Source organism: Nonomuraea ceibae, assembly GCF_019396325.1.
Lineage (GTDB): Bacteria > Actinomycetota > Actinomycetes > Streptosporangiales > Streptosporangiaceae > Nonomuraea > Nonomuraea ceibae.
Genome location: NZ_JAHKRO010000001.1, coordinates 255,959 through 274,920 on the forward strand (window position 1 = coordinate 255,959; position 18,962 = coordinate 274,920).

The 18,962-nt window shown below is 71.5% G+C and carries 14 protein-coding genes; 6 read left to right on the forward strand and 8 right to left on the reverse strand.

Annotated elements, in window-relative coordinates:
• Nucleotide 1: 1 nt before the first annotated feature.
• The 3 genes from argF to KME80_RS01420 are packed head-to-tail and all read right to left on the reverse strand — an operon-like array spanning nucleotide 2 to nucleotide 3,662.
• Nucleotides 2–976 (reverse strand): ornithine carbamoyltransferase, encoded by a 975-nt coding sequence (gene argF / locus KME80_RS01410; protein WP_281426704.1) that lies wholly within the window; start codon nucleotides 974–976, stop codon nucleotides 2–4.
• A 23-nt stretch (nucleotides 977–999) separates the two neighbouring features.
• Nucleotides 1,000–2,259, reverse strand: a complete 1,260-nt coding sequence (locus tag KME80_RS01415; RefSeq protein WP_246643624.1) for an arginine deiminase — start codon at nucleotides 2,257–2,259, stop codon at nucleotides 1,000–1,002.
• Nucleotides 2,256–3,662: an amino acid permease gene (locus KME80_RS01420; protein WP_219499252.1), complete on the reverse strand. Its 1,407-nt coding sequence runs from the start codon at nucleotides 3,660–3,662 to the stop codon at nucleotides 2,256–2,258. The genes KME80_RS01415 and KME80_RS01420 overlap by 4 nt, the downstream gene beginning before the upstream one ends.
• Nucleotides 3,663–4,098: 436 nt before the next feature.
• Here KME80_RS01420 and KME80_RS01425 point away from each other — a divergent pair, with 436 nt between their 5' ends.
• The 3 genes from KME80_RS01425 to KME80_RS01435 all read left to right on the forward strand — a co-directional run bounded on the left by KME80_RS01425 (nucleotide 4,099) and on the right by KME80_RS01435 (nucleotide 7,132).
• Nucleotides 4,099–4,866: an alpha/beta fold hydrolase gene (locus KME80_RS01425; protein WP_219499255.1), complete on the forward strand. Its 768-nt coding sequence runs from the start codon at nucleotides 4,099–4,101 to the stop codon at nucleotides 4,864–4,866.
• 172 nt (nucleotides 4,867–5,038) lie between these two features.
• Nucleotides 5,039–6,232 (forward strand): low temperature requirement protein A, encoded by a 1,194-nt coding sequence (locus KME80_RS01430; RefSeq protein ID WP_246643626.1) that lies wholly within the window; start codon nucleotides 5,039–5,041, stop codon nucleotides 6,230–6,232.
• Nucleotides 6,233–6,337: 105 nt separating this feature from the next.
• Nucleotides 6,338–7,132 (forward strand): universal stress protein, encoded by a 795-nt coding sequence (locus KME80_RS01435; RefSeq protein WP_219499260.1) that lies wholly within the window; start codon nucleotides 6,338–6,340, stop codon nucleotides 7,130–7,132.
• Between the two features lie 20 nt (nucleotides 7,133–7,152).
• On the opposite strand, the gene KME80_RS01440 is transcribed toward KME80_RS01435, so the two are convergent.
• Both KME80_RS01440 and KME80_RS01445 read right to left on the reverse strand, forming a co-directional pair.
• On the reverse strand, nucleotides 7,153–7,419 hold the full coding sequence (locus tag KME80_RS01440; RefSeq protein ID WP_219499263.1) for a WhiB family transcriptional regulator: 267 nt from the start codon (nucleotides 7,417–7,419) through the stop codon (nucleotides 7,153–7,155).
• A 74-nt stretch (nucleotides 7,420–7,493) separates the two neighbouring features.
• The gene (locus KME80_RS01445; protein ID WP_219499266.1) at nucleotides 7,494–8,312 is read right to left on the reverse strand and encodes an alpha/beta fold hydrolase; all 819 of its coding nucleotides are present in this window, start codon (nucleotides 8,310–8,312) and stop codon (nucleotides 7,494–7,496) included.
• 269 nt (nucleotides 8,313–8,581) lie between these two features.
• Between KME80_RS01445 and KME80_RS01450 the strand changes: the two genes are divergently transcribed.
• Entirely contained in the window at nucleotides 8,582–9,217 is a 636-nt protein-coding gene (locus KME80_RS01450; RefSeq protein WP_219499268.1) for a sigma-70 family RNA polymerase sigma factor, read from the forward strand.
• Nucleotides 9,218–9,301: 84 nt separating this feature from the next.
• On the opposite strand, the gene KME80_RS01455 is transcribed toward KME80_RS01450, so the two are convergent.
• Nucleotides 9,302–10,126 (reverse strand): alpha/beta fold hydrolase, encoded by an 825-nt coding sequence (locus KME80_RS01455; protein WP_219499272.1) that lies wholly within the window; start codon nucleotides 10,124–10,126, stop codon nucleotides 9,302–9,304.
• Between the two features lie 34 nt (nucleotides 10,127–10,160).
• Nucleotides 10,161–12,992, reverse strand: a complete 2,832-nt coding sequence (locus tag KME80_RS01460; RefSeq protein WP_219499275.1) for an ATP-binding protein — start codon at nucleotides 12,990–12,992, stop codon at nucleotides 10,161–10,163.
• A 157-nt stretch (nucleotides 12,993–13,149) separates the two neighbouring features.
• Here KME80_RS01460 and KME80_RS01465 point away from each other — a divergent pair, with 157 nt between their 5' ends.
• Nucleotides 13,150–15,405: an ATP-binding protein gene (locus tag KME80_RS01465; protein WP_219499278.1), complete on the forward strand. Its 2,256-nt coding sequence runs from the start codon at nucleotides 13,150–13,152 to the stop codon at nucleotides 15,403–15,405.
• A 296-nt stretch (nucleotides 15,406–15,701) separates the two neighbouring features.
• Nucleotides 15,702–18,503, forward strand: coding sequence for a helix-turn-helix transcriptional regulator (locus KME80_RS01470; RefSeq protein WP_219499280.1), 2,802 nt, complete (start codon nucleotides 15,702–15,704; stop codon nucleotides 18,501–18,503).
• Here KME80_RS01470 and KME80_RS01475 read toward each other — a convergent pair.
• Nucleotides 18,493–18,804 (reverse strand): UBP-type zinc finger domain-containing protein, encoded by a 312-nt coding sequence (locus KME80_RS01475; RefSeq protein WP_219499282.1) that lies wholly within the window; start codon nucleotides 18,802–18,804, stop codon nucleotides 18,493–18,495. The genes KME80_RS01470 and KME80_RS01475 overlap by 11 nt on opposite strands.
• Nucleotides 18,805–18,962: the final 158 nt, after the last annotated feature.

Here is an 18,962-nt window from a genome sequence, read left to right on the forward strand (position 1 = left end):
GTCAGGCTCCCAGTGACGCGACGAGCACGGCCTTGATGGTGTGCAACCGGTTCTCCGCCTGCTCGAAGACTATGGAGGCGGGGGAGGCGAACACCTCGTCGGTGACCTCGGCCCCGGTGAGTCCGTGACGTTCGTGGATCCGCTTGCCGAGCGTGGTGCTGGTGTCGTGGACGGCAGGCAGGCAATGCATGAAGCGCGTGTCGGGGCGTCCGGTGGCGGCCATCGCCTCCGCCGTGACCCGGTAGGGGGTGAGTAACGGGACCCGCCGGTCCCATTCGGCGTCGGCCTCGCCCATGCTGACCCACACGTCGGTATGGACGAAGGCGGCGCCGTCAAGCGCCACCGCGAGATCGTCGGTGACCGTCACCCGGGCGCCGCTCTCCTGCGCCAGGCGTTCGGCCTGTCGCACCAGCGACTCCGGTGGGCTCAGCTCGGCGGGCGCGGCGATCCGCACGTCCATGCCGAGCATGGCCCCGGTGATCAGCAGCGACCGGGCCATGTTGCCGCGCCCGTCGCCGGTGAAGCAGTAGCTGATCCGTTCGATGTCGCCCGGCTGGTGTTCGCGCATGGTCAGGACGTCGGCGAGCATCTGGGTCGGGTGCCACTGGTCGGTGAGCCCGTTCCAGACCGGGACGCCGGCGTGCCTGGCCAGCTCCTCGACGGTCTCCTGGGCGAACCCGCGGAACTCGATCCCGTCGAACATCGCGCCCAGCACCCGCGCGGTGTCGGCGACGCTCTCCTCCCGGCCCAGGTGCGAGCCCGACGGCCCGAGGTAGGTGACGTGGGCGCCCTGGTCGTAGGCTGCGACTTCGAACGCGCATCGGGTGCGGGTGGAGTCCTTCTCGAAGACCAGGGCGATGTTGCGTCCGGTCAGCTCGGGCCGTTCGTGTCCGGCCCGCTTGGCCTCCTTCAGCGCCGCGGCGCGGTCGAGCAGTTCGAGGAAGCCCGTGCGGCCGAGGCCGGTCACGGTGAGCAACGAGCCGGACGAGGACGGGCGGGTCACGGCGACTCCTTCGCAGTGAGGGAAACGGGGTCACGCAGGATGGGGCAGGTCATGCAGCGGGCGCCGCCGCGGCCACGGCCGAGTTCGCTGCCGGCCAGCGGAATGACCTCCAGGCCGTGGTCGCGCAGCATGGCGTTGGTCGCGGTGTTGCGTTCATAGCCGAGCACCACGCCGGGAGCGACTGCCAGGAAGTTGTCGGCGTCGTTCCACTGCTCACGCTCGGCCTCACGCCGGTCTCCCGACGCGGTCAGCACACGGACGCCGTCGTCCTCGATCGCCTCGCACAGTCCGGCTGCCAGCCCCGTCCTGCGGCGGACGCGCCCATCAGGGGTGAGCAGCCAGACCCGGGCCGCGGCCTGGTCGAAGTAGGGGTAGGCGACGAAGGTGGCGACGTCGACCATCGTGAGCACGGTGTCCAGGTGCATCGTCGAGCGGGTCTTGGGCAGCTCGACGGCCAGGACGCGGCGGGCGTGGCCATCGGAGAACAGCCGCCTGGCGAGCATCTCCATGCCCATCGGCGTGGTGCGCTCGCCCATCCCGATCATGACGACGCCGTCGGCGATGACGTGGATGTCGCCGCCCTCCAGCGTCGCCGGGGCGTGTGGCAGGTCGTCGTCGCCGTAGACGGTGACGAAGTCGGCGCCGGCGAACAGCGGGTGGTGCCGGTAGACGGTGCGAGTGTTGATGGACTCGCGGTTTCTGGCCGCTTTGGCCATCGGGTTGACCGCGGCGGCCCGGCCGATCCAGGCCGCGTTGTCGCGCTGGAACAGCGTGTTGGGCAGCGGGGCGAGCACGAAACCGTCATCGTCGAGGCTGTGCCACGCCACGCTGGCCACGCGGGGCAGGTCGATCTCCGACTTCAGCACCCCACCGATCAAATGGCCGGCCAGCACGACCGGGTCAGTGTCCAGGAACAGCGCCCGCAGCTCACGGGCCAGCGCCGGTCCGAACCGCTGATCAGTGCACACGCGGTTCACGGCGAAGCGCCGGCCGGCGTCGGTCGCGAGCGCCTGCGCCAGCAACTCGGCGAACAGGTGCACCCGCACGCCGCGGGCGCGCAACGCCGCGACGAACTCGTCGTGTTCGTGGCGCGCGCGGTCGGCCCAGAGCACGTCGTCGAACAGCATCTCAGCGGCGTTGCCGGGGGTCAGCCGATCCAGCTCTCGCCCGGGCCGGTGCACGACGACCTCGCGCAGGCGACCGATCTCGGAGTGGACGCCGATCCGCAGGGCGGTGTCCTGGCCGGTCGCTGTCATCGCGTCACCGCCGGGGCCTCGCCGTAGACGCCGCGGCGGGCCTTGACCCAGACGTACACCGGCACGCCGAGCAGCAGGCAGAACGTTCCGTAGTAGACGGCCTGGTAGCCGCTCCCGGCGAGAGCCCAGAACCCGAACGCCAGGGCGAGCATTGAGACGGTGACGTCACGTACAAGATGCCCGGTCCGCGATCGCCTGCCGTCGACGATCAGCCAGTACAGCTGCGCCGCGGCGGACAGCAGGTACGGGACGACGGAGGTGAGCACCGACAAGAGCACGACAGCGATGAACACCTGCTCGAAGCTGGTGTAGCTGATGACGGTAAGTCCTGCGGCCAGCAGGGTGGAGACGATGATTCCGAACGCGGGCACCCCGGACCGGTTCTGCCGGGCGAAGCGGGCCGGGAACAAGCCGTCCCGCGCCGCCGCCCGTGGCATCTCGGCCACGATCAGTGTCCAGCCGACCAGTGCCCCGAAGCCGGACACGATGGCCGCGACGGCGACCGTCGCCCCCGCCCACTGTCCGCCGAAGATGGCGTTCGCCGAGTCGGTGAAGGGGGCGGCGGAGCGGATGAGGCGGTCGTGCGGCACGGTGCCGAAGACGGTGACGGTGCCGAGGATGTACACCGCGGCACAGGCCAGGGTGCCCAGCACGGTTGCCCGGCCGACGTTCCGCCTGGGGTCTCTGACCCGGGCCGCGGCGACAGACGCGGTCTCGATGCCCAGGTAGCTGAACAGGGCGATGGCTCCCGCAGCGCTGATCGCGCCGAGCCAGGAGCCGCCACTGGCGTTGAACTCGCCGAAGTTCGCCGTGTTGATGAACAGCAGGCCGATGGTGGCCATGAACACCAGCGGAATGAACTTCACGACGGTCGCGACGACCTGGAACGCGGCGAAGCTGCGCAGTCCCGAGAGGTTGACCAGCGCCGGCAGGAGCAGCCCGGCCAGCGCGATCGCGATCGACCAGCCGATCTCGTGCCCAGTGTTCCAGAACACCTCGACATAGCCCACCCACGCCACGACGATCGCCGCGTTCCCGGCCCAAGCGGTGATCCAGTAGCTCCAGGCGATGAGGAACCCGGCGAATTCGCCGAATGCGTCGCGGGCGTAGACGTAGGGGCCGCCTGCGGCCGGCAGCCGCGCCGCGAGGCCGCGGAACGCCAGCGCCAGCGCGACCGCGCCGATCGTGACGAGCACGAACGCCACCAGCGATATCGGGCCGAACACCGCCAGGGCGGACGGAAGGGCGAACACTCCGGTTCCGATGACCGAACCGACCACCAGCGCAGACGCCGTGACGAGCCCGAAACGACGCTCACCCGGCTCCCGCCCGGGCGGCGCACTGTCCATCGGCAGGGCTGGACGGGCCACGTCCCGCAGCGGTGCGCCATCCGTGATGTTCATGATCTATCCCTTTCGCCGCGAACCGGATCGGTTCCTCCGCTTGGACCGGGCGGCCACCTTGATCTGTGACAGGCGGGCGAGGCGGGGAATCAGAGGAATCGCCGGAACCACCTGCCGGGACCGGCTCGCCGCGCGCTCATGTGTTCCGTGTACAAGGCCGCCGCTCGGCACTGTCACAGATTCGGCCGGCTGTCCGGTCCAAGCTGTGAAGCCCGGCCTCGTCCGCCGTGGCCTCGGCCTCCAGCACGTCACAGGCGCGGAGCCGCTGAGGTGCGGACCACCACCCTGACACCTGAAAGGGCATGCTCATGATCACGAGAAAACGGCCCGTCATCGTTCTGGTCCACGGCGCGGCCCACCCGCTGCCCGACGTGGAGAGTGGCGCGGCGGGTCCCGGCCGTTCGGTCGCCGCCATCCAGACCAGGGGTGACGCATCATGCCGGTAGTCCTCATCCACGGCGTCCCCGACACCCATCGTCTCTGGTCGGGTGTCCGCCGGTACCTGACGCGTACGGACGTGGAAGCCTGGGACCTGCCGGGGTTCGGCGCTCCACGGCCCGAGGGCTTCGGCAGCACGAAGGAGGAGTACGCCGACTGGCTGATCAGCCGACTGGAGGAGCTCGGCGAGCCGGTCGATCTGGTCGGTCACGACTGGGGCTGCATCCTCACCGCCCGGGTCGCCTCTCTCCGTCCCGACCTGGTACGTACCTGGGCCGGCGGGAATGGCCCGATCAGCGCTCGATACACGTGGCATCCGCTGGCCAATATCTGGCAGGACCCGGTCGAGGGGGAGCGCTTCATGGCAGGGCTGACGCCCGACGGCTTCGCGGCCGATCTCGTCACCGGCTTCGAGGTCCCCGCCGACCTGGCCGAGGAGACGGCGCGGTACGTGGACACGCTGATGCAGGACAGCATTCTCAAGCTCTACCGCTCCGCCGTGCGGATGGGCGGTGAGTGGGAACCGGAACTGGGCAGGATGTCCGCGCCCGGCCTGGTGTTCTGGGGAGCCCGCGACCCTGCCTGCCCCGTCGGGTTCGCCGACGAACTGGGCCGGGCTGTCAGGGCGGAACGCGTGCTCAAGCTCGACTGCAACCACTGGACGGTGTTGCAGCGGCCCGCCCAGGTCGCCGCCGCCCTCGAACGGCACTGGCGGCGCCGCCGGCCGGAACGTCCGTCCATGCCGACGCCTTCGGAGGAACGATGAGCGGTCCGGCCGTTGAGGACATCCTCCCGCACGAGGCCACTGCCTGAGCCCTTGCTCGTTTCTCTTGTCACAGAACGGAGCGCTGCCCGGTCTTGCTAGCGGGACAGACTCACGGAGCGACAGGAGCGCGACCTTGCCACCGGCCAACACCACCATCCGCATCAGGGTCAGGATGAGCGCTCGCCCTGTCGACGAGCCGCACCGCGCTGCGAGCCAGCTGGAGCTCCTGTTCGACCTCACGTTCGTGATCGCGGTCGCCGCCGTCACCGCGCGGCTCGCGCACGACCTCGCGGACGGTCACGGCCTGGCCGGGCTGCTCCCGTTCCTGCAGGTGTTCTTCGCGATCTGGTGGGCGTGGATGAACTTCACCTGGTTCGCCTCGTCCTACGACACCGACGACGTCGCCTACCGGCTGCTGACCATGCTCCAGATGGCCGGGGTGCTGGTGCTGGCCGCCGGCGTGCCCGCCGCGGCCGGCGAGGCTGATTTCGGCATCGTCACGCTGGGCTACCTCATCATGAGGGTGGGGCTCGTCGCCCAATGGCTGCGGGCCGCAGTCGAGGATCGGGCGAGCCGGCGCACCGCGCTGCGCTACGCCGGTGGCATCGCCGTCCTGCAACTGGCGTGGATCCTCCGGTTCTTCCTGGTGGAGAAGGGTGGGCTGCCCGCTTCGTCAGGGCTGCCGATCTTCGTCTGCTTGGTGGTCCTGGAGCTCGCCGTGCCGCGGTGGGCGGAACGGGTGCGGCCCACCACGTGGCACCCGCACCACATCGCCGAGCGCTACGGACTGTTCACGATCATCTTGCTCGGTGAGAGCGTGCTGGCGGCGAGCAGGGGAGTGGAAGGGGCGCTCGGAGCCCGCGGGATCAGCGGCGCCCTCGTCGTCATCGCGGGTTCCGGCCTCGTTCTGCTGTTCGCGCTGTGGTGGCTGTACTTCCTGGTGCAGGCGGGTGGGGGCCTCAGCGATCGCCGTCATCGGTCGTACCTGTGGGGATACGGCCACTACGGCGTCTTCGCCGCCCTTGCCGCCCTCGGCGCCGGGCTCGAAGTGGCGGTGGAACAGAGCGGACAGGAGGTCGCGGCATCGCCCATGGCGCTCGGCTACGCGGTCGCCATCCCGGTCTGCGCATATCTCCTCCTGTTGCAGGTGACGCACGCGCTGGTCCTCGCGAGGCCCGTCATCCCGCCCAGGGCGGCGCTTGTGGATTGCGTCGTCGTCCTGGCGCTGCCGCTCGCGACGCCCTGGATCGGCGTGGCCGGCGTGGTCGCGGTGATCTCGGCGAGCTGTGTGCTGCTGGTCGCCGTCGCGATCTGGCCGACGGCCATCGCGGCCAGGACGGCGGCACGCCATGCCGGCCCCGAGTGACCGAGGACACCGGGCGTGGACGACCGGGATCGCCGCGCTCATGCGGAGGTCTCGGCCACAGGAAAGCTCGTCGAACAACCGGCGGCCAACGAGAAAGGAACAGCGATGAGCGCTGTAGTCGTAGGTGTGGACGACTCCGAGGACGGCCTGCGGGCCGTGGAGTGGGCCGCCGCCGAGGCAGAACGCCGGCGTCGGCCGCTGGAGATCCTCCATGCCTTCATCTGGCCGCTGCTCGGAGTGCCTCTCGGCCCTGCGCCGGGAGGCCCGCCTGAGGGCGGCCTCCGGCACGACGCCGAACGCATCCTGAACACGGCCGTGACGCGTGCGCGTGCGGTCGCGCCCGGCATCGAGGTGACCACCGGTCTTCCTGAGGCCGTGCCGGTCAACGCGCTGCTGAGCCGGTCCCACCAGGCGGGGCTGCTCGTCGTGGGCAGTCGCGGCCTCGGTGAGGTCGGAAGCCTGCTGCTGAGCTCCGTCGGCGCCAGGCTCACGGCCGAGGCCGCCTGCCCGGTCGTGGTCGTGCACGGGCACGTCACGCCGAAGGGGCCCGTCGTGGCGGGCATCGACGACCATGACGAGAGCGAGGCGCTGCTCGCGTTCGCCTTCGCTCATGCCTCACGGACCACGAATGCCCTGACGCTGGCGCATGCCGGCGACGGGCCGGCCGTGCCCGAACGCGCTCTGGGGACGTGGCGTGAGCGCTTCCCATCGGTCACGGTCGGCCAGGAGAGGCTGACCGGCCGCCCAGGCAAGGCGCTGGTGGGCCCGGCTTCCGGGGCGTCCCTGCTCGTGGTCGGCTCGCACCAGCGTCATGGGCTCCGCGCACTTCTGCAGGGTTCGGTCAGCCAGACAGTCCTCCGTCACGCCACCTGCCCCGTCGCGGTGATCCGGATCTCTTGACGAGATGGGGTGGCGACAGTTCAGCCGGTCTTCTTGAGCCGCTTGGAGCGCATGCGGCGACGCTCGTCCGGTGTGGTGCCGCCCCACATGCCTTCCGGTTCGCCGGTCTCGACGGCCCAGGTCAGGCAGGGCACGCGCACCGGGCAGCTCATGCAGATCCGCCGGGCCAGGGCGGTGTGCGGGGCGGGCCTGCCGTCCCAGGTGAGCGGGAAGAACAGGTCGGGATCGCTGTTCGCGCAGGCCCCGTGGTCGGCCCAGCGGAGTGTCAGCCTCGGTTCGATGTCCATGGTCGCCACCTGTGTGCTCGACGCCGGAGGGCCGCCCCGCCCGCGACGACGGGCAGGCCGGCCCTCTCCGGCTGTTAACGGGTACGGCGGTCGGCGTCGACGATGACGTCGGTGATGACGGACGGGTGGCTCAGCGACATGGCGTGCGAGGACTTCACCTCGATGGTGCGAGCCTTGGCCCGCGCGGCCATCCACCGCTGACCTGCGGGCGCGATGGCCTTGTCCTCGCCGCTGACGATGACCCAGCTGGGGATCTTCTTCCACGCCGGGGCGCCCGAGACGCCGGTGTAGGCGCCGACCCCGAAGGGACGCTGGGCCACGGCCATCCGCCGGGCCGTGTCGGCGGGCAGGTCGGCGGCGAACACCGCGGGGAAGCTGGCCGGCTTGATGTACAGGTCGACGCCCTCGCCCGCCGCGTCGGTGTACGGGCGCTGGTCGAGCGTGGCCGGGCCGAGCAGGCTGCCGGGAAACTTCTCAGGGTCCAGCACGGTCTCCGTGCTCTCGCCCTTGTCCGGCAGGAACGCCGCCACGTACACCAGGGCCTTCACATTGTCGGCGTCGCGGGCGGCGTTGGTGATCACGACGCCGCCGTAGGAGTGGCCGACCAGGATCACCTTGCCGGGAATGCCCTTGAGGATGCTCGCGATGTAGGCGGCGTCCCCTGACAGGGTGCGCAGCGGGTTGGGGGCCGCTACGACCGGGTAGCCGCGCCGCTGCAGCTGGGCGGTGACCCTGTCCCAGCTGCTTGCGTCGGCGAAGGCGCCGTGGACCAGCACCACCGTGGGCCGGGTGCCCTCGGCGGTGCCGGCCATGGCGGGAGCGGTGGACAGCGTGACGGCGGCCAGGCCGAGAGCGGCGGCGGAGCTCTGCCAGACGGACGGTCGATGACGCATGACGAGACCTTTCGTTAAGGGATGAACCACGGCCGATGAGGGTGCCGGGTGCGCCGGCGACCTCCTCTGCCGGTGCATGCTCCACGGTTCCGGCACGGCGGCCGGCGGACATCGCACGAAGACTTGAGATCGCACCGCCCCTCGCGGCGCGCGGGCCGGCATCGCCGCCTGGCGTCCCGCCCGGATGTCAAGCATCCGTGCGATGTCGTCCGACCTCGTCGGGCGTTTGCTGGGATCCGACTGATGCAGGCCCTCAGCTGGAGAGACGAATGATCCCCATCGGCCATTTCACGGAGAACGTCAACCGCGAAGCTGCGTTCATCACCACACGACCGCGGCTCTTCGCGATCGCCTACCGCTATCTCGGGGACGCGGGCGAGGCCGAGGACGTGGTGCAGGAGGCGTGGCTGCGGTGGGAGCGCGCCGACCGCTCGGCCATCGTCAACGCGCCCGCGTTCCTCGCGAAGACCACCGTCAGGCTCTCTCTCAACGTCGTCCAGTCCGCGCGCATGCGCCGTGAGACGTTCCCCGGCCCCTGGCTGGCCGAAAGGAACGAGGGCAGCGCCGGCCCCGACTCGGCGGCCGAGCAGCACGAGGCCGTAGATCTCGCGGTCCGGGTGCTGCTGGAGAAGCTGTCGCCCGCCGAGCGGGCCGCCTACCTCCTGCGCAAGGCCTTCGACTACCCCTACCGACGCATCTCCGAGGTCCTTCACCTGGACGCGGCGTATGCGCGGCAGCTCGTACGGCGAGCCCGCGAACGCATCGAGACCGGGCGGCGCAGACCGGTGGACATCACCGAGTATCAGCGCCTCGTGCAGGTGTTTCTCGATGCGACGCGGACCGGCGACCTGGCCGAGCTGGAAGGGTTTCTCGCCGCCGACATCTCCATGAGAAGGAGTGCGTGATGAGCGACACGGTGGAGGGGGCGTCGTCCACGCGGTCATCCAGCCGGAACAGGTCGCGATCAGGCTCGGTAAGTGCTCGCCGCGTCAGCTGCCGGCAAGGAACCGGAGCAGCGTGCGGTTGAAGCGCAGGGGGTGCGTGGCCTGGCAGCCGTGCGGCGCGCCCTGGATCACCTCCACGTCAGCGCAGCCGATGCGTGCGCCCGTGGCCGCGAACGGGGCGATCTCGTCGTCCTCACCGTGAATGATCAGGGCCGGCACCGGCAGGGCGAGTTCGGCGCGCAGATCGCTGCGCGCCAGCGTCGCCAGCCCGGCGTCGAGCGCCTGCGGCGACGCGGCGGCTCCCTGGTCGCGGTAGTGGCCGCGGTGGAGGTCGCTCAGCAGTACGCGGTCGCCGGCCCGGAACATCCGGGTCACGTAGGAGTCGATCATGGTGAACCTGTCGGTGCCGAGCCGCGCCCTGAGATGGTCGAAGTGCTCGGGGGTCCAGGGGCCCTGCGGGTTGCCGTAGGAGCGATACAGGTACGGCAGCGCGGCTCCCACCAGGACGACCCCCGCGATCCCTGCCGGGCCGTACCGGGTGAGATAGCGTGCGATTTCCGCCGCGCCCATCCCCGCTCCCACCAGCGTCGCGTCGGTCAGCTCCAACCCCTCGAGCATCGCGCGGAGATCGCCGGCCAGGTTGTCGTAGCCGTAGCCGCCCCAGGGACGGGTGGAGTCGCCGAATCCCCGGCGATCGTAGGTGATCACGCGATACCCGGCCTCCACCAGCGCGGGCAGTTGTGCCGCCCACATATGTCTGGACAGCGGCCAGTCATGGAGCAGGACCACGGGACGACCGGCACCGTAGTCCTCGTAGCAGAGCTCGACCGAGGTATGGCCGTGGTCGACGCCTACAGGCAGGTAGGCCATGAAGTCGCCGCTTCCTTTCCGTTGGGGTACCGGGTCAGCCGTCGTGCTCCACGACCAGCCGGGTCAGTTCCACGCGCGAATTGACGTCCAGCTTGGTGTAGGCATGACGGAGGTGGGTGTTGACGGTGTGCGGCGACAGGAACAGCCGCTCCGCGACCTGCCGGTTCGTGGCGCCCTGGGCCACGTGCCTGACCACCTGCAGTTCGGCGGCGGTCAGCCCGTCCCAGCCGTGGGCGGCGCCGGACTTGCGGCCGCGCCGGCGTATCCCGGCCTCGCGCAGCCGCCGCCGCACCCGGGCCGCGTCCCGCAACGCTCCGGCCTGCTCGTACAGCTCCGATGCCGTTTTCAGGCGGGCGACGGCGGCCCGCCGATCCGTGGCCGCCAGGGCACGGCCGGCGTCTTCCAGCGCCGATGCGCGCACGATCGGCCGGGGGAAGCCGGCGAACCGTTCCGCGGCACGTGAGAGCAGGGCCGCGTCGTCGTCGAGCAGTCCGCGGGCGTGTTCCGCGACAGCGGTCAGGAACGGAAATCCGGGGTTGCGCCCGGCCCGGGCCTCGGTCTCGCAGACCATGCGCACGGCCGCCTCGCGGTCACCGGCGCGCAGGGCCATGCGGACGAACACCACGTCGTCGGCCGCGTCCAGGGGGGTCGCCCCCGTCGCGCCGTCCGGGCCCAGCGCGACCGCCGCCGCGGCGTGGGCCAGGGCGCGTGCCGGGTCGTCGTCGCAGTCGGCTACCAGAGCGAGCATCCAGGAGCCTGCCCTGGTGACGAAGGGAGCCTCGTCACCTGTCATGCGCAGGCCGTCGGAGGCCAGCTGGGCGATGCCGAGACGGTCACCCGCGTACAGGGCCGAGCGGCCCAGGGCGTAGCGGGCGGTCACGTCGGCGGTGTTCCCCGTCGCGCCCTCCTCGGCCAGGGCGGCTTCCGCCTCGGCACGGGCGCCGGCCAGCCGCCCGGCGTCGAGCAGCATACGGACGCGGTACAGCGACCACATGCGCGCCGCGGCCACCTGTCCGTGTGTCCGCGCTCTTCCCAGGGCGAGGTCGATCTCCTCGAGCCCGCGCAGGGGTTCGCCCGCCGAGCTCCACAGGAAGCTCTGCCAGGACGGCCCGGGGATCCAGGGCGAGTGCAGGATGCCCGCGTCGGTCGCCAGCCGTACCGCCTCGTCCTGCCGGTCGAAGGCATGCCGCCAGTCCGTGCGGTGGAACGAGAGCGTGGCCTCCACCGCCATCGCGGTGGCCTCGATGGCGCGATTGCCGCAGTAGCCGCCGGCGAGCAACGCCGCCTCGGCGGCGCGACCGGTCTCCTCGACGTCGCCGGCCACGACGAGAGAGAGGGCCTGCAGGGTGAGCAGGTGCGCCAGGGTCGTCTCCGACAGCCCTGGCAGGGCCAGCGCAACCCGGCACTGCCTGACCGCCTCGGCGAACGAGCTCTGGCTCGACAGCCTGGCCAGGCTGAGCCGTACCTGCGCCTCGCCTTCCGGTTCCAGCAGCCCGACCAGGGCGCCGGCAGCCGTCGCACGGGCTTCGTCGTCGTGGCCGGTCAGCCACAGCAGGACGGCGGTCTCGGCGATCAGTGCCGGGCGGTCGGGGTGGTCGGCGGGGGCGAGTTCCAGAGCTCGGCCGCTCAGGGCGGCCGCGGCGGCGGGGGAGGTGGGCGCGAGGTCGGTGGCGGCCCGGCGCAGCAGCGAGACGGCTTCGTGGTCGCCCGGCTGGGCGACCTCCGCCAGGTCGGCGGCCACTTCCATGGCCGTCGCGCCGCGCCGCAGCCGCACATCGACGGCCTGACGGCGGATGAGGTCCTTGAACGCGGCGGGCACGCTGTTCCGTACGGCCTCGCGGACCAGGTCGTTGCGCAGGGCGAGCCGGCCGTCGAGGTCGGTCAGCAGGTCGGCGCGCAGAGCCTCCTGCAGCGGGCCCATCAGGTCGACGGGGGAGCACCGCAGAAGTTCGGCCAGGACGTCGACGTCGGCGTCGCGGCCCAGCATGGCCGCGAAGCGGACGCTGTCGCGGGCCAGCGGCGAGAGCCGGTCGAGGCGCTGCCGGATCGAAGAGCGGAAGCGCATGGGGATGCCCTCGGCCGCCGTGAGATGCGCCATCCCGTCCTGGATGAGGATGGCGCCTTCCTCGCGCATGCCGTTCAGCAACTCGACAAGGAGCAGCGGCCGGCCGTCGGCCTTCCTGGCGAGTTCGAGCAGTACGGGTTCGGCGACGGCCTGCAGGATGTCCTGGGCCAGGAGCGCCACGGCCTTCGTCGACAGCGGTCGCAGCACGATCCGCTCCGCAGGCCAGGCGCGTGCCGTACCGGCCTGATGCTGTTCGCGGATGGCCAGCACCCACAGGATGGGCCGGCCGGACAGGCGGGTGGGCAGCGTGCGAAGGGCGCTGCGGGTGGCCGCGTCACACCACTGCAGATCGTCCATGAGTATCACCAGCGGAGCAGCCGACGCGGCTCTCTCCAGCTCGTGCTGCAGCTCCCGCAGCAGCCAGAAACGCTGTTCCTCCGCCTCACTGAGCGCCAGCAACCTCTCGCGCGCCACGAGCGGTGCCGGGCCGGACAGCAGCGCGTCCAACAGGGGGGCGAAAGGTACGGCATGGCCGTCCTGCGTGCCGGCGCCTGCCCTGACGCGCAGACTGCCGGCCGCGGCCAGATCGGCGACCTCCGCGAGCAGACGTGACTTGCCCGTCCCCGGCGCCCCCTCGATCAGAACGGCTCCGCCGTGCCCTCGCCGCAGGTCATGCAGCCGGTCACGCAGCAACGACAGCTCGGGCTCGCGGCCGCGCAGCGGCATCGTGGGGAAGGCGTCTGCGGCGGAGCGACGCTCAGAAGGGACCGAGAAGCCCGCTACCGCGTTGTTGAGGCTCATGTGCTCGTTCCGTTTCCGTGGTGTGGCGCCCGGCCGGAGGTGCCGTTTTCAGGCGGAGATCGTGTAGGACAATGGAATCAAACGGGGCTTAGTGGGACGAGGCAGAACGACAGGCAGAAGTGGCCGATTCTGCCTTCTGCCGGGAAAGCGAGCAGGGGTGAGCGACTCTTTCGGAGCACTGCTGAGAGCCCACAGACTGGCCGCGGACCTGACGATCGAGGGGCTCTCGCATGCTTCGGGGGTGAGCGTGCGTGCCATCGGCGACATGGAACGCGGCGTCAGCCGAGGGCCGCAGGGCCGTACCGTCGCCGCGCTCGCCGAGGCGCTGCGGCTGTCGCAGGCGGACCGCGACGCGCTCCTCGCCGCAGCCCGCGCCGGCCGGCCGCGCGCCGCTCCCTCCACCGCCGGGATCTGCGAACTGCCCCGCGGTGTCGGTGACTTCACCGGTCGTGAGCGCGAGCTGGGCGTGCTGCGCGACTTGGCCACCCGGCGCTCCCGCGCGGACGAGACTGCCGCGATCGTCACCATCTCGGGCACGGCGGGCATGGGCAAGAGCGCGCTGGCCGTGCACGCCGCCGGGCAGTTGGCGGACCTGTTCCCCGACGGCCGCTTCTTCCTTGACCTGCGAGGCATGGACGCCATCCCGCTGACCAGCTCGAACGGCCTGTCGCAGCTGCTCAGGGCGCTGGGCGTGGCCGAGCGCAACATCCCGGCCGACGAGCAGGAAGGCGCCGGGCACTACCGGGCGCTGCTGCGCGAGCGGCGCTGCCTCATCGTGCTGGACAACGCGGAGAGCGAGAGCCACGTACGCCCGCTGCTGCCGGGGGACGGGCCGAGCATGGTCCTCATCACCAGCCGCCGTCCGCTGGCCGGGCTGGAGGGGGCGCGCCAGATCCCGCTGACCCAGCTCGCCGGGCCGGAGGCGGCCGAGCTGCTGCGTGCCATCGTCGGCGAGGCCCGCTCGGTGGCCGACCTCAAGGCCGTCGACGAACTCGCCCGGTTGTGCGGCCATCTGCCGCTGGCCATACGCATCGCGGGCAACCGGCTGCAGAGCCGTCCGGGCTGGACGATCAGGCAGCTCACCGGCCGGCTCGCCGACGAGGATCACCGCCTGGACGCGCTGGCAGCCGGGGGCCTGCACGTCGCCGCCGCCTTCGCGCTGTCCTACGAGCAGCTCACCCCCGCCGCCCGGCAGACCTTCCGGCGGCTCGCGCTGGCCGTGGGGTCCGATTTCGGCATCCCGATGACCGCCGTCCTGACCCAGCTCGACGTGGACGACGCCGAGGACGCACTGGAGGAACTGGTCGACCTGGGGCTGCTCAGCTCCCCGTACGCCGGCCGCTACCGCTTCCACGACCTCGTCCGGCTTTATGCCCGTGCCCGGCTGGAGCAGGAGGAGCCGGCCCAGGAGCGGGAGGCGTCGCGCTCGCGGATGGAGAGCTGGCTCCTGGAGGTGGCGGTGGCCGCCGGGCGCTGGTTCGAGCCCGAGCACGGCACGCTGCCGCCGGAGCGGCGTTCCCTCGTCGCGCTCGACAGCCGGGCCGAGGCACGCGCCTGGCTGCAGGCGGAAGGCGCGGCCTGGTTGGAGGCGCTGCGCTCGGCGGCACGACGCGGAGAGCACACGACAGTGGTCGAGGTGGCCGGATCCATGAAGGGGTTCCCGGACCAGTGGCCCAAGTGGGGGCACTGGGCCGAGGTGTTCACGCTGTCCACCGAAGCGGCCCGGGCCACCGGCGACCGGCGGGAGGAAGCGGCGCAGCTCAACCAGCTGGCCTGGACGATGTACGTGTGCGAAGGCCGGACGAAGGACGCGGAGACCTTCGCCTCGCGAGCGCTGGAACTGGCCCGCGAGGTCGGCGACCTCCCTCAGCAGGGAGTGGCTCTGGTCCACCTCGCCTGGGCTCTGCGCAGCGATCCGGCGAGACTGGAGCAGGAGCTGGAGCACGCCCGCCAGGGCGCCCGCCTAGCCCTGCGGGGCGGCGATCTGAAGAACTACCCCCAGGCCGTGCTCGCCGAGGTCCACGCCCTGCGCCGGGCCGGCCGCCCGGAGGACGCCTTGGAGCGCAACCTCGCGCTGGTGGCCGAACTCCGTGATCCCGCTTTCGGCGGGTTCCCGATCGTCACCACCTACATGCTCGGGGCCGCCCTGGGCCATCTCGGCACCACCTACCTGACGCTCCAGCGCTGGGAAGAGGCGGTCGAGGCCTACCAGCAGGCCATGCCACAGCTGAGCGTCCACCCGCTGCCCTTCTCGGTGGCGCTCACCCAGCACAGGCTCGGCACCGCGCTGCGGTGCGCGGGCCGGATCGCGGAGGCCCGCCATGCGCTGGCCGAGGCGGCCCGGCTCTACGAGGAGGAGGGCGACGGCGACAAGGCCGCCGAGGTGCTCAAGGAGCTCGAAGCAGCCGAATGAGACATCGCATGTTCGTGCGATGTATCGCACCACACAGAACTGACACCGTGGTCCACACCGCCTCCCGCCGGAGGAGGCCGACCTCGGGTGGACACGTATGGCCGTCTGGTTCGTCACGGGAGCCGCACGCGGCACGGGGCGGCACGTCGCCGTGAAGCGCTCCGGAGAGGGCACCGGGTGGCCGCCGCCGGCTCTGACCTGGCAGCGAGCCTCACCGGCGACGTCCTCCCCGGATCTCCTGACCGTCGACGACCCGCCGCGGCATCCGCCATTGACGTCACCGAACAGAGGGCAACGTGAACGCACGTGAATCGAAGATCGGCGCCTCGGCCGAGCACGGACGGTACCGGCTGCGCGGGCGGCAGTCCGAGGTCGCCGCCCTGCGTACCCATCTGGCCGCGCTGACCCGCGGCCGGGGCACGACGACCCTCATCCAGGGCAGTCCTGGCATCGGCAAGACCCGCATGCTCACCGAGGCGCGGCAGATGGCCGAGGAGGCGGGGCTGCGCGTCATCCACGGCGGCGGCGACCCGGACGGGCAGACCATCCCCTTCGGCGCCCTGCTCGGCGCGCTGCACTCCGGCTCCGACCAGATCATCCCGGCCGGCACGGCCCAGGCGGCTCCGGGGACGTACTGGTTCCTGCAGGAGCTTCTCGAGCACCTGGAGCGCGCCGCGCTGGCCGCGCCGCTGGTGATCGTCATCGACGACCTGCAGTGGTGCGACGAGGGCACCCTGCTGGCCCTGCGCACCCTGCCGCGTCGGCTGTCCCTGCATCCCATCGCCTGGATCCTCGCCGCGCGGACCGGGCCGCTCAGCCCCGACGTCCGCGCCACGATCTTCGCACTGGCCCAGCCCGGAGGGCAGCAGCTCACGCTCGCCCCCTTGGGGGGCAAGGCGGTCGCCGCGATGACCGGCGACCTGCTCGCGGCCACTCCCGACGGCGCCATTCTGCAGCTCGCGCAGCGGGCCGAGGGACGCCCGCTGCTGCTCACCGAGCTGATCAACGGCATGCTCGACGAGGGAGGGGTCACTGTCGCCGACGGTGTCGCCCGGCTGACCCGGCAGCGCGTGCCGCTGCGGTTCCACGCCTCGGTTCAGCACCGCCTGGAGCAGGTCTCCCCGCTGGCCAGGAAGGCCGCGCAGATCGCCTCGGTCCTGGGCAGGACCGTCTCCATCGACCAGCTCGCCGAACTCATCGGAGAATCCGCCGTCACGCTGCTGGAATCGCTGGAGGAACTGCTGTCGGCGGATCTTCTGGTCGAACGCGACAGCGCGCTGGTCTTCAGCCACGATCTGATCCGTGAGTCGATCCAGGCGGCCCTGCCCGCGACCCTGCGCAAGGCGCTCCGCCGCCAGGCCGTCGACCTGCGGCTCGCTCAGGGCGTCCCGGTCGCGCGGATAGCCGCCGACCTGGCCGAGACCGCCGAGCCCGGCGACCGCGCCGCCATCACGCTGCTCCGCCAGGCCGCCCGCGACCTGGCGGACGTCGCACCGTCGGCCGCCGTGCAGATGAGCCGCCGCGCGATCGAGCTGTCCGCCCTGGACCCCTTGGGGGAGGCGGGCCTCATCGCCGAGGCTCTGCCGCTGTTCTCCCAGACGGGCCACGCGGGCGAAGCCGTCGCACTGGCCGAGAGCGCGCTGCTCCGGCCACTGCCCGTCGAGGTCGAGGCGGGCATCAGGCTGGGCCTGGCGATCGAGGCCAACCGGCGTTCCTTCAGCGAGGCCGTACGACACAGCCGCGCCGGAGTGGCCCTGCCGGGGCTGCCGCCCCGCATCCGTGCCCAGTTGATGGCCATGCTGGCCTTCAACCTCGCCTTCATCGACGCCGATGAGACCGCCGAGGCGGAAGACCTGATCCCGGCCGCGCTGGCCACTGCGGATCAGGCGGCCGACCAGGCGTCGCGGGCCACGCTGCTGGGCGTGGGCTCGATCATCGCCAACCGCCGGCTCGCCGCCCGCCGTGCGGTCGACCTCATCGACCAGGCGGTCGCCGCGGCGGGCGACGTCAGCTCCGGAGGGCTGTGGCTGCCCGGCGTCTGGAGAGCCCTGCTGCTCACCACGCTGGGGCGGGTGGAGGAAGCGCTTGCCCAGGCGGATGACGGCGTACGCCGGGCACAGCATCACGGACAGGCCGGCATGCTGAGGATGCTCGGTATGGCCCGCTGCCGGATCTATCTGGACGCGGGCCGGCTCAGCGACGCGCGCGCCGAAGCCGAGGCCGTCCTGACCATGTCCGACGAATTCGGCCGGGGCAATTTCGACGACGTCTCGACCCGCTACGTGCTGGGCCGCGTCGCCCTGCACACCGGCGACCCGCAGGACCTGTCACGCGCCCGGGAGTTCGCCGCGTCCATCATGGAGACCGAGGCCGGACATGTACGGCGGTCGGGAGCGTGGCTCGCTGCGCAGATCGCCGCAGACGAGGGCGACCTCGCCCTGGCCATGGACCTGACCGGCGAGGCCGTGGCTTCCTACCATCGCCCGACCTCGTCGCTGGCTTCCCCGCCCGACCCAGCCGACGAGCCCGTCCTCGTCAGGATGGCGCTGAGGGCCGGTGACCATGCCCGCGCGTCCCTGGTCACCGAGTTCGCCGAGACCCGTCACCGCGAGAACCCCGGCGTTCCGATCTACGAGGCCACGGCCGTGCACGCCCGCGCCCTTGTGGACGGCGACGCCGGTCTGCTGGCCCGCGCCATAGAGCTGTACCACGACATCCCCCGGCCGCTTGTGCTGGCGGGAGCTCTGGAGGACACGGGCACGGTCGTCGAGCTGGACGCGGCCCTGCGCCTCTACGAGCAGGCCGAGGCGGAACACGACGCCTCCCGCGTGCGTGACCGCCTCAGGGGCCTGGGGCAGCGACGGTCACGCGACGTCCCCAGCAGACCCACCGCGGGCTGGGACAGCCTCACCGCCTCCGAACTGCAGATCGTCAGGCTGGTCGCGGGCGGCGCCACCAACAAGCAGGTCGCCGACCAGCTCTACCTGTCGCCGCACACCGTCAGCACCCACCTGTGGCACGCCTTCGCCAAACTCGGGATCAGCTCACGGGTCGAACTCACCCGGCTGGTCCTCGAACACGACTCCGTCACGCGATGATCCGGCGGCTCCGCCGTACCGACCTGAGATAGCGCCGGTCGGCGTAGCACCAGCCCCACCGGTCGCCCGGCTCCAGCGAGGCGGTCGCAGGGTGAGTGGTCTCGGCCCAGTGCGCGGCGGCGTGCCGGCCAGGAGAGGTGTCACAGCAGCCGACGTAGCCGCAGGTCAGGCACTCGCGCAGTTCCACCCAGCGGCCGCCTGACTTCTGGCAATCCTCGCAGCCGTCGACGTGACCGGCGGGGACGGGCGGCTGCGTTCCGCGCACATGGAGGCAAGGGGCATCGAGGTACGTGATGTTCATGTCGTCGAATGTCCTCTCGCCGCAGCGCCGTACACATCGCACGAAGGCGTGAGTGTCTGACCGTCAGCGGACGGTGCGAGGGAACTTTCCGGGGGTTGTCACAACCCCTGAAGGCTGTTTTGTCCTAGCTGGCGATCGGGTGGCAAACGGGTCGCCCG